Source organism: Ruthenibacterium sp. (assembly GCF_017421385.1).
GTDB classification, from domain to species: Bacteria; Bacillota; Clostridia; order Oscillospirales; family Ruminococcaceae; genus Ruthenibacterium; species Ruthenibacterium lactatiformans.
The window spans coordinates 1-9,359 of sequence record NZ_JAFOIN010000116.1; the positions used below are offsets into that span (position 1 = coordinate 1).

12 protein-coding genes and 1 tRNA gene are annotated in these 9,359 nt (G+C 61.5%); 6 read left to right on the plus strand and 7 right to left on the minus strand.

The annotated features are described in order from the left end of the window. The 3 genes from IIY41_RS13210 to IIY41_RS13220 all read right to left on the minus strand — a co-directional run. Window positions 1–1,284: Clp protease N-terminal domain-containing protein (locus tag IIY41_RS13210; protein ID WP_287401129.1), on the minus strand; the 1,284-nt coding region annotated here is incomplete at its 3' end. 239 nt (window positions 1,285–1,523) lie between these two features. Continuing rightward, on the minus strand, window positions 1,524–1,775 hold the full coding sequence (locus IIY41_RS13215; RefSeq protein WP_009322584.1) for a TIGR03905 family TSCPD domain-containing protein: 252 nt from the start codon (window positions 1,773–1,775) through the stop codon (window positions 1,524–1,526). A gap of 255 nt (window positions 1,776–2,030) precedes the next feature. Further along, window positions 2,031–2,270, minus strand: coding sequence for a hypothetical protein (locus tag IIY41_RS13220; RefSeq protein WP_040909638.1), 240 nt, complete (start codon window positions 2,268–2,270; stop codon window positions 2,031–2,033). Between the two features lie 350 nt (window positions 2,271–2,620). On the opposite strand from IIY41_RS13220, the gene IIY41_RS13225 reads away from it, so the two are divergent. Both IIY41_RS13225 and IIY41_RS13230 read left to right on the plus strand, forming a co-directional pair. Next, window positions 2,621–3,061 (plus strand): helix-turn-helix domain-containing protein, encoded by a 441-nt coding sequence (locus tag IIY41_RS13225; protein ID WP_009322582.1) that lies wholly within the window; start codon window positions 2,621–2,623, stop codon window positions 3,059–3,061. Window positions 3,062–3,144: 83 nt separating this feature from the next. Next, a tRNA-Gly gene (locus IIY41_RS13230) sits at window positions 3,145–3,220 on the plus strand. A gap of 33 nt (window positions 3,221–3,253) precedes the next feature. On the opposite strand, the gene IIY41_RS13235 is transcribed toward IIY41_RS13230, so the two are convergent. The 3 genes from IIY41_RS13235 to IIY41_RS13245 form a co-directional block, all read right to left on the minus strand. Beyond that, window positions 3,254–3,463, minus strand: a complete 210-nt coding sequence (locus IIY41_RS13235; RefSeq protein WP_009322581.1) for a YwbE family protein — start codon at window positions 3,461–3,463, stop codon at window positions 3,254–3,256. A 56-nt stretch (window positions 3,464–3,519) separates the two neighbouring features. Then, on the minus strand, window positions 3,520–4,362 hold the full coding sequence (locus IIY41_RS13240) for a hypothetical protein (protein ID WP_009322580.1): 843 nt from the start codon (window positions 4,360–4,362) through the stop codon (window positions 3,520–3,522). Window positions 4,363–4,473: 111 nt separating this feature from the next. Next, window positions 4,474–5,187: an NAD-dependent protein deacylase gene (locus tag IIY41_RS13245; protein ID WP_287401134.1), complete on the minus strand. Its 714-nt coding sequence runs from the start codon at window positions 5,185–5,187 to the stop codon at window positions 4,474–4,476. Window positions 5,188–6,015: 828 nt separating this feature from the next. On the opposite strand from IIY41_RS13245, the gene IIY41_RS13250 reads away from it, so the two are divergent. Continuing rightward, complete coding sequence (locus tag IIY41_RS13250) at window positions 6,016–6,861, plus strand: NAD(P)H-hydrate dehydratase (RefSeq protein WP_058723964.1); 846 nt, start codon at window positions 6,016–6,018, stop codon at window positions 6,859–6,861. 71 nt (window positions 6,862–6,932) lie between these two features. Further along, window positions 6,933–7,676 carry a Bax inhibitor-1/YccA family protein gene (locus IIY41_RS13255; protein ID WP_202195839.1) on the plus strand — a complete coding sequence of 248 codons (744 nt, stop codon included), beginning with the start codon at window positions 6,933–6,935 and terminating at the stop codon, window positions 7,674–7,676. Between the two features lie 211 nt (window positions 7,677–7,887). Here IIY41_RS13255 and bilS read toward each other — a convergent pair whose 3' ends face one another. Beyond that, window positions 7,888–8,418 (minus strand): flavodoxin family protein BilS, encoded by a 531-nt coding sequence (gene bilS, locus IIY41_RS13260; protein WP_050006598.1) that lies wholly within the window; start codon window positions 8,416–8,418, stop codon window positions 7,888–7,890. A 231-nt stretch (window positions 8,419–8,649) separates the two neighbouring features. On the opposite strand from bilS, the gene IIY41_RS13265 reads away from it, so the two are divergent. Together IIY41_RS13265 and IIY41_RS13270 are read left to right on the plus strand one after the other, a co-directional pair. Then, window positions 8,650–9,042, plus strand: coding sequence for a BlaI/MecI/CopY family transcriptional regulator (locus IIY41_RS13265; RefSeq protein WP_058723965.1), 393 nt, complete (start codon window positions 8,650–8,652; stop codon window positions 9,040–9,042). Continuing rightward, window positions 9,032–9,359: hypothetical protein (locus IIY41_RS13270; RefSeq protein ID WP_287401138.1), on the plus strand; the 328-nt coding region annotated here is incomplete at its 3' end. The genes IIY41_RS13265 and IIY41_RS13270, both read left to right, overlap by 11 nt.

Consider the following 9,359-nt stretch of genomic DNA (forward strand, 5'->3'; position numbering starts at 1 on the left):
CGCGATGTGCGCCGCCGTCACGGCGGGCTTTTCCGGCCCTCCCGGCCGCTCCGCAGCCTCAATGCGCACCGCGCTGCACGCCTCGTCCAGCAGGTCCAGCGCCTTGTCCGGCAAGAAGCGTTCGGGCAGATACCGCGCCGAGAGCGTCACTGCCGCCCGCACAGCCTCCGGCGCGATCTCCACTCCGTGATGCGCCGCGTAGCGCGGCGCAAGCCCCTGCAGGATCTCCACGGCGGTCTCCTGGCCCGGCTCCTCCACCTCCACCGCGCCGAAGCGCCGGGCCAGCGCCGCGTCCTTTTCAATGTGGCGGCGGTATTCCACCCGCGTTGTCGCGCCGATGAGCTGGATGTCCCCGCGCGCCAGCAGGGGCTTGAGGATGCCGCAGGCGTCGATGCCGCCCTCCGCCGCGCCCGCGCCCACGATGGCGTGCACCTCGTCGATGAATAAAATCACATCCCCGGCACGCTGCACATCCAGCAATACGTTCTTGAACCGCTCCTCAAAATCGCCCCGGTACTTGGTGCCCGCCACAAGGCTGGTGATGTCCAGCGAAAGGATGCGCTTGCCCCGGAGCTGGGGCGGCACCTGTCCCGCGGCGATGCGCCGGGCCAGCCCTTCCACCACAGCCGTCTTGCCCACGCCCGGCTCGCCCACCAGACAGGGGTTGTTTTTGCGCCGCCGCACCAGGATCTGCTCCATGCGCAGCAATTCGCTGTCGCGGCCCAGCACCGGGTCCAGCTTGTCCTGCTCGGCCAGGCTCGTCAGGTCCTTGCCGTATTTTTCGGCGGCGCGCGCCGCGCCCCGGGGGCTCGTTACGGGCCGGGGCGTCTGCTGGAACAGCGGGAACTTGCCCATGCGCCGGCCGCATTCCTTTGCCGCGGCGGCGGGCTCCACGCCAAGCTGCACCAGAATGCGCCCCGCCGTTGCCGGAGCCTCCAGCAGCGCGGCCAGCAGATGCACCGGCTCCACCTTCCCGTCGGACACGGCCTTGGCCTCGATCACCGCGCAGTCCACGCATTTGGAAAGCGCGGGCGTGAAATCCCTTGGGGAAAGGCGCGTGCGCCTGCCGCAGCCCACCTGCTCGCGCAGCAGCCGCCCCACCTGATAGCCGTAGACCTGCCTTTCCAACAAAAAAGCAGCCGCTTCGCCCGTGTCGTCCCGCGCCAGCGCCAGCAGCAGGTGTTCGGTGCCAACGTAAGTATGGCCCATGTCCTGCGCCGCCGCAATGGCGCCGCGCACCACGGCGTTGCCCGCCTTTGAAAATCCGCTGAAAGTGTAATTCATCCGTCCGAACGCTCCTTTACAGGGGAAGTATGGCCGCAAACGGACCGAAAAAAACACGGGCTGCCGGGCCCGTGTTTTTTTTGCGCGTCCGGGCACTCCTGTGCCCCGGCGCTTTTGAGCGTAAGGCCGTGGCCCGTCCCGGGCCGCACGGCCGTTTTTCCGGCTTTGCCGTGCAAAGCCGAAAAAAACACGGGCCGCGCGGCCCGTGTTTTTGATGTTCCTGGTATCTTATGGATGGTTCATTTTGCCAGCGCTTCTTCCAGCGCCAACGCGATCTGGTCCGGGCAGGAGGTGTGCTTGCTGCCGCAGGTAAGGCCCTTGAGGCGCCGGATGGCGTCCTCCGCCCTGAGCCCCGTGAGCAGGGCGCTGATGCCTTTCAGGTTGCCGTTGCAGCCGCCCACGACTGTAACGGATTCGATGACGCCGTCGTCTGTGAGCGTCACTTCAGTGGAAAGAGAGCAAACGCCTTTGTTCTTGCGCGTGTACGTCATTGTTTCGCCTCCAGGAAAATTTCACGTTCCCAGAGCCGCACGGCAAGCGCGCCTTCGCCCTGCACGCCCGGCTCACACTGTCATTTATTGTAGCACAGTGTCGGCGGCGTTACAACGAATGGACGCACAAAGGGAATGCCGCTGTCAAATTTTCGTAAAATGTTCCTGAAGTTTTGCTTTTTCGCCCGCCTTTTTTGGCAAGCTGACTTGTGCAAAACCCCCAAAACGGGGCCGGGGCGGGCTGCTGCCTGCCGTTCATTCCCACCAGCGGCGGGTGACCGGGGCGGCTTCGCCCATACCGTAAAAGTTGTCCAGCACGTTGTACACATGCTCGGGGGATACGTCCTGGCCGTTCAGCGCGTCCGCCACGCGCTGGACAAAGGCCGCGTCCACCGAAACGTCATGCACGCATGCCTCGCCCCAGGCAAGCGCATAGGTGGCATATTCCCCATTCACATCATCGAACGAACACTCGCACACCACCGTATACCTCATACCCGAAATGAACCCCTTTTCCCTTTATTTTCGCGGTAAATCTACGCTTTTATTTTATCGCAGTTCAGATGTGAAAAATACCATTTTTTGTAAAATCGACAAAATCATAAACAAAACGACAAAATAAAGCAGCCTCACCTTTCCTGTGTTCGTTGCACGCACACAAGCAGGCAAAAATGAAAATGCCGCAGGATGTGTAGCGTCTGTAATCATATCATTACAATAGGGAAATTCATATTGGCAAAAAACACGTATTTTTTTCTTAATACTGTTATCATTGACAAATATTACCTTTTAAGGTAATATTTACTTACCATAAAAGGCAAATATTGCGGGACAAGGAGAAATTTATGAACATTCGAAAGCTCAATGAGATCCGCGAGGTGCGCAATCTTTCCTGCGTCAGCATCGCCGAGCAGTCCGGCGTCCCGTACCGCACGGTGTCGAAATTGTTTTCTGGAGAAAATCAGAACCCCACCTGGGAGACGATCACAGCCATTACCCGCGTGCTGAACTGTTCGCTGGACGAATTGCTGAACACCCATCCAAGCGAGATCTTCAGCTCGGAGGAGATCAAACGCATCCGCAAGTTCCGTTCGCTCAGCGCCCACGGCAAGCGCATGGTGGATATCGTTCTGGACGAAGAATACCACCGTTTTCTGGAGCAGATGTACCGCGAGGAAAAAATCAATGCGTTTAATCTGGTGGATGACATCCGCCAGCTCAGCTATGAGCAGATCGCCAAGGCGTCCCGCTATGTGCGCGCACTGAAAAACGGTTTTTCAGAATAACCGGCAAAACGGCGTGCCGCTCTATTTTTTGCCCGCAATGCATTGACAAAATGCCGCGAAGCGATTAAAATAATAAATGCTCCGCGGATTTAGCTCATCTGGTAGAGCGTCTGCTTCCCAAGCAGAAGGTGGCGAGTTCGAGCCTCGTAATCCGCTCCATTCAAAAACCCCAGCCAAAAGGCTGGGGTTTTTTCATTGCGGAGCCGGCGCGTCCAGCACAGCCTGTACGCGGCCTACCTGCCCGTCCTCCAGCATCACCTTGATGCCGTGGGGGTGGGTGGGGCTGTTTGTCAGGATGCGCCGCACCACACCGCGGGTGCGCCTGCCGGTGGGCTGGTCTTTTTTAAGTACGATCTCCACCTGTTGTCCGGGGCGGATGTCCGCACGCCGTTTGCCGTCCATGGGGCGTTCCTCCTTGCCGTTTATCGAATGCGCCGTTTTGCCGCCGGCCGCTTCGCCTAGGGCAAAAGCGACCGCTGGGCCTTGCGCAGCGTGTCCTCGTATGCGCCCGCAAAGCTGCCGTGCAAAAATTTCGGGAAGCCTTCCTCGGCCAGCCGCTGCCAGCACGCTTCCTCGCGGCCCGGCAGGATGGGAAAAAACAACGCGCCCGCCTGCGCGGCCAGTGCCGCGTCGCCAAGCGTATCGCCCACCACCAGCATGTGCGAAGGCAGGTATCCGGCGCCGAAAACGGGAATGAGCGCCTCCGCCTTGCCGTCCTGCGGCGCGGCGAACACCGCGTCCGTATAGCCGGACAAGCCGCCCCGCGTCCATTCGCCTCTCACCGCCGCAGGCGTGCCTGTGCCCATGGCCACCACGTCCGCCACGGCGCGCACCGCGGCAAGGCAGCCTTCCACCGCGGCAAAGGGCGCGCACTCCTTGGGCATGGCCGTCAGGCGGCGGTTCACCTCCCGGCTCCAGGCCAGCGCCCGCGCCAGGGCGGGGCCCGCGCCGCGCTTCACGCGGGCCGCAAGCGCGCCGTGCGTCAGCTCGCTGCCGCTCTCCACCCAATGCAGAATGCCGTCCAGCCCCGGCACGGCGGCCCCCTGCTGTGCGATGCGCACACATGCCTGTGACAGCAGACGGAACCGGTTCCCGCCGCGCAGGCGGCTTTCCAGTGCAACAGACATCCAGGCACGCCGCGCCTCCTGCGCGTGCTCCTCCAGCTCAAACACCTCTACCAGCGCCGGGCAATAGGCTTGCTCCTGCCGGCTGCGCAGCGTGTCCAGCGCGCTGCCGCAGATGTCGGTGCACAGTAAAAATTCCCTTTTGCGTGCGTATGCCGTATTCTCTGTTTCCCGCATCTCCACTCGCTCCGTTCTGTGGAAAATCTACATTCTTATCATACATGCATATTACACAAAAAAGCAAGTGATTTAAAACATTTTTTGTATGTTTATTTGTTTTTTTACAATTCAGTCCTCAAAGCCGCCCAGTACGCGGCCGATAGAGGCCTGGATCACCAGGTCTGCCCGGGCGTCTGCCGGGGTCGGCGTCTTGTTGACGACCGCCAGCGCGGCGCCTGTAAAATAGCACAGCAGGCCCGCCGCGGGGTAAACGTTCAGCGACGTACCGCCTACCAGCAGCAGGTCCGCACGGCGGATGGCGCGCACAGCCGCGTTGAGCGTCGTTTCATCCAGCGCTTCTCCGTACAGCACCACGTCCGGCTTGATGACGCCGCCGCAGCCGCACCGCGGCACGCCTTCGGAGCGCAGCACGTCATCCAGCGTATAAAACGCGCCGCAGCGCGTGCAGTGGTTGCGGTACACGCTGCCGTGCAGCTCCAGCACGTTTTTGCTGCCCGCCGCCTGGTGCAGGCCGTCAATGTTCTGCGTGACGACGGCTTTCAGCTTACCGGCCTGCTCCAGCCGCGCAAGGGCAAGGTGCGCCGCGTTCGGCTCCGCCTGCGGGTACAGCATTTTGTCGCGGTAAAAGCGGAAGAACTCTTCCGGCCGGCGTTCGAAAAAATCGTGGGACAGAATTTCCTCCGGCGGCCAGCGGTATTCCTGGTGATACAGCCCGTCCGTGCTGCGGAAATCCGGGATGCCGCTCTCGCACGACACGCCCGCTCCACCGAAAAACACAATCGCTTCGCTGGCCTCCACCAGCCTGCGCAAACGTCCGTCCATACCCTCTCTCCTTTTTTAACAATTTTTAACAATGGGAAGCTCGCTGCGCCAGCTGCCGCGGCTGAATCTCTGTGCGTCGGCGCGTCGGCCGCGTTTTTTTAACAACGAGAAGCGCGCTGAGCCGGCCGCCGCAGCTGAATCTCTGTGCGTCGGCGCGTCGGCCGCGTTTTTTTAACAACGGGAAGCGCGCTGCGCCAGCTGCCGCGGCTGAATCTCTGTGCGTCGGCGCGTCGGCCGCGTTTTTTTAACAACGGGAAGCGCGCTGCGCCAGCTGCCGCGGCTGAATCTCTGCGCGTCGGCGCGTTGGCCGCGTTTTTTTAACAACGGGAAGCCTGCTTTACGGGCCTCCGCAGCTAAATTCTTTTAACAGCGGAAAACGCATTGAGCCAGCCGCCGCGGCTGAATCTCTGTGCGTCGGCGCGCCGGCCATGTTTTTAACAATGGGAAACCCGATTTACGGGCCGCTGCGGCTGAATTTTTTCAACAACGGAAAACCATTGAGCCAGCTGCCGCGGCTGAATCTCTGTGTGTCGGTGCGTCGGCCGCGTTTTTTAACAATGGGAAGCCTGCTTTGTCCCGGACTGCAGCCCTCGCAAATATTTTCGGGCCCGTTCGTCTGAGAAGCGGATTTTGTGATACAATAATAGCAAAGTCTGCAATACCAGTATACCATATTTTCAGGCTCACGCTTTGCACGCCGCCCGTGTTCACTAAAAAAAGCTGACGCCCGCGCCGCGGCCCGCATGCCTCGCCCGCGGCTCGTGTGCACCGGGCGGTCCTATGGTCCCGTATTCCCGGCTCCGCCGCTGTAAAAAAGGAAGTGTTCTTATGCCTGCTGTCATCACGAATGAAATGGTGTTCGCCGCTTTGCCGCCGCGTCCCCCGGAAAGCCACAAGGGCGCGTACGGCCGTGTGCTGGCTGTCTGCGGCTGCCCGGCCTACCGCGGCGCCGCCGCTCTTTCCGTGCTGGGCGCACTGCGCGCCGGCGCGGGCGTCGTTACGCTGGCCGCGGGAGAATCCGTCATCCAAAGCATTGCCGCGCGCGTTCTGGAGGCCACGTTCCTGCCGCTGCCGGATGAAAGCGCGCTCGCCTCCATGGCCGAAACCGCCACCGTATGCCTGGCGGGCTGCGGGCGTGAAGCCGATGAAACCACCGCGCGGGAAATGAAGCTTCTGCTGGAACGCACCCGCGGCACAGTGGTGCTGGACGCCGGCGGCCTGTGCAGCCTTGCCGCCGAAAAGCAGGCCATGCGCCCCGCGGCCGGGCGGATCATCGTCACGCCGCATCCGGGCGAAATGGCGCGCCTTGCCCACACCTCCGTGCAGCAGGTGCTGGCAGCGCCTGCCGAAACGGCGCTGGCCATGGCCAAACAGCTGGACGCCGTGGTGGTGCTGAAGGGCCACCGCACACTGACGGCCACGCCGGCCGGGCGGCTGTACGAAAACCGTACCGGAAACGCGGGCCTGGCCCGCGGCGGCAGCGGCGATGTGCTGGCCGGGATGATTGCCGGGCTGGCCGCGCAGGGCCTGGCCCCGGCGCAGGCAGCCGTGTGCGGCGTTTATCTGCACGGCCTCGCGGCCGACCGGTGCGCGGCGCGCCTGTCCCAGCAGGGCATGCTGCCGGAGGATATTCTGGCAGACCTTTGCGCGCTGTATCTTGAAAACGGGCGTTGAGCATGCTATACTTTTGTCATGTGCAATACGGCACATTCCACCCATACACAACAGAAATGAGGGATTGATCCATGAATGAGCAACAGGGTCTTGACCCTATGTTCCAGGAAAATGGCAGCCAGTGGATGGAGGGCGGTCTCGCCTCCGAGCCTCTGAACGTATATACCGCCAAGACCTTTGGCTGGATGTTCCTGGGTTTGCTGGTCACGTTCGGTACCGCTATCGCGTTTTCTGCGGGCGGCGGCCTGTATTACCTGCTGACGATGGGCATGCCTGCGGTATTCGCGCTTGCCATTGCCGAGATCGTCGTGGTGATGGTGCTTTCCGCCCGTCTGCATAAGCTGAGCATCGGCGCGGCCCGCGGCCTGTTCTTCGCCTACGCGGTGCTCAACGGCATCACGTTTTCCGCGGTCTTTTTCGCTTACGACGTTCAGATCCTGCTCACCGTGTTCGCGCTGACCTCGCTGTATTTCGGCGTGCTGGCGGCCTACGGCTGGTTCACCAAGCGCGACCTTTCCGGCCTGCGTCCTATCCTGACGGCCGGGCTGATCTTCCTTTTGGTATTCTGGCTCATCTCCATGTTCCTGCCGCTCTCCGGGTTCGACCGCATCATCTGCTTTGTCGGCCTGGCCGTGTTCATGGGCCTGACGGCATATGATACGCAGAAGATCAAACAGCTGCACGCAGCGTTCGAAGGCGATTACGAAATGTCGAAGAAAGCGTCCATCTTCGCGGCGCTCCAGCTTTATCTGGACTTCATCAACATCTTCCTGTATATCCTGCGCCTGCTGGGCCGCCGCAGCAACAGCAACTGATTTTTGATTGCTCCGCAATAAAAAACTCATCTCAATAACAACGGAAAGCTTGCCTGACCAAAACACACAGCCGAATCTCTGTGTGTTTGCCGGTCAGGCAAGCTTTTTCTATGCCAAAAACACCACTGTTCACTCCTGCTTACAGGGATTCAGCCGCAATGGTCTCCCCAACAAGCTTCCCATTGTTAAAAGCGCCGCACGGCATGCCTGCTTACAGAGATTCAGCCGCAGCGGTGTCCCCAGCAAGCTTCCCATTGCTAAAAAATGCGGCGGCAGCGAGGTCCGCTTCGTCCGGATGAGACAGCGCGCGGTCGAAATTTTCCAGCATGCGTTTTGCGTTGGCGTTTTCCGGGTCCTGCTCCAATTGCGCGGCAAAGCGGGCGCGCACGCTGCCGGGCATCCGGCCCTGACACATCCAGCCGCCCAGATATACGGCGTCCGAGGGCAGCAGCTTTTTCACATTCTCCAGCAGCATATTGAAATAGTCCGGGTCCCCGCCGAACCCCGCCGTACCGAACAGCGCCACCTTTTTGCCGCCGCACAAAGGCAAAAACCCGGCCATGTCCTGTGCGCATGTGCCCTTGTCTGTCCAGAATCCGGCGAATATCACGTCCGCGTCAAGAGCCTCCGGCGCGGGCGCGCCGCGGTAAACGCAGCCCTCCGGCGGCAGCGCGGCGGCAATGGCGTCCGCCACGGCCTGGGTATTGCCCGTTTTACTGCTTGTCACGATGGAATATGTCATAAAAATCAAACCGTCCTTTCCTGGTGCGTCCCTGTGCGGGCACATCCGCGGCCGCGCCGCGGCCGGCCGCCTCTTCTGCTTCGCCGCCCGTCCCACAGGCGGCTGCTTTTATTATGTACCCCTTCCCCGCGTTTTGCAACCGTCTTCCGCTGTTTTTTCGTTGACAAATGTCACGGAATATGATACCGTAAAATCAACGACAATTGTCAACGAAAAAGGAGGGGCCGGACAATGCCGAAAAAACCGCTTGAAAAACTGCCGGAGGCTGAGCTGGACGTGATGCTCGCGCTGTGGACGCACACGCAGCCCGTGCGCACCGCACGCCTGCTGGAGGACCTTGCGGATAAGGCGTGGTCGCTTTCCACGCTCAAGGTCCTGCTGGGCCGCCTGGCGGACAAAAGCTTCGTGGAAGTAACGCGCGAGGGCCGCTTCACGCTGTACCGCGCACGGGTGCGGGAGGAAGACTACCGCCGCATGGAGACAAACGGCCTGCTGCGGCGCTACTACAAAAACTCCGTGGCGGGTATGGTCGCCGCGCTGGTGCAGGACGAAGCGCTTACCGGCAGCGAATTGGCAGAGCTGAAAGAACTGCTGCGAAAGGCGGGCGAGCCCGGTGCTGAATGACCTGTTTTACGCTGTGCTGGGCATGCTGCCCTGGACATGCGCGCTCATCGCGGCGCTGCTGGTACTGCGGCATTTTGCGCGTACCACGCTGTCCGCACGGTTCTTCCGGCTGGCCTGGCTGATCCTTGCCGTCCGCCTTGCGCTGCCTGTCAGCTTCGCGGTGCCGGTGCAGGACAGGCTCGCGCCGTTGTCCATCCCGCTCCCCACGGCCGCCGTCCGGCAAGCGGCGCTCCCCGCCGCCCCGGCAGAAAGCGGCGGCGCACAGCAGGCGGCGGCCTCCGGGCCCGGTAAGGCTGTGCCCGTTCCTTCGGCCCCCG

What these genes read in the sequence shown, in the direction of transcription:
- IIY41_RS13255 (WP_202195839.1), top strand. Translation starts at nt 6,933, where the DNA reads ATGAATGAGCAACAGGGTCTTGACCCTATGTTCCAGGAAAATGGCAGC.
- IIY41_RS13265 (WP_058723965.1), top strand. Translation starts at nt 8,650, where the DNA reads ATGCCGAAAAAACCGCTTGAAAAACTGCCGGAGGCTGAGCTGGACGTG.
- IIY41_RS13225 (WP_009322582.1), top strand. Translation starts at nt 2,621, where the DNA reads ATGAACATTCGAAAGCTCAATGAGATCCGCGAGGTGCGCAATCTTTCC.
- bilS (WP_050006598.1), bottom strand. Translation starts at nt 8,418, where the DNA reads ATGACATATTCCATCGTGACAAGCAGTAAAACGGGCAATACCCAGGCC.
- IIY41_RS13215 (WP_009322584.1), bottom strand. Translation starts at nt 1,775, where the DNA reads ATGACGTACACGCGCAAGAACAAAGGCGTTTGCTCTCTTTCCACTGAA.
- IIY41_RS13240 (WP_009322580.1), bottom strand. Translation starts at nt 4,362, where the DNA reads ATGCGGGAAACAGAGAATACGGCATACGCACGCAAAAGGGAATTTTTA.
- IIY41_RS13235 (WP_009322581.1), bottom strand. Translation starts at nt 3,463, where the DNA reads ATGGACGGCAAACGGCGTGCGGACATCCGCCCCGGACAACAGGTGGAG.
- IIY41_RS13245 (WP_287401134.1), bottom strand. Translation starts at nt 5,187, where the DNA reads ATGGACGGACGTTTGCGCAGGCTGGTGGAGGCCAGCGAAGCGATTGTG.
- IIY41_RS13220 (WP_040909638.1), bottom strand. Translation starts at nt 2,270, where the DNA reads ATGAGGTATACGGTGGTGTGCGAGTGTTCGTTCGATGATGTGAATGGG.
- IIY41_RS13250 (WP_058723964.1), top strand. Translation starts at nt 6,016, where the DNA reads ATGCCTGCTGTCATCACGAATGAAATGGTGTTCGCCGCTTTGCCGCCG.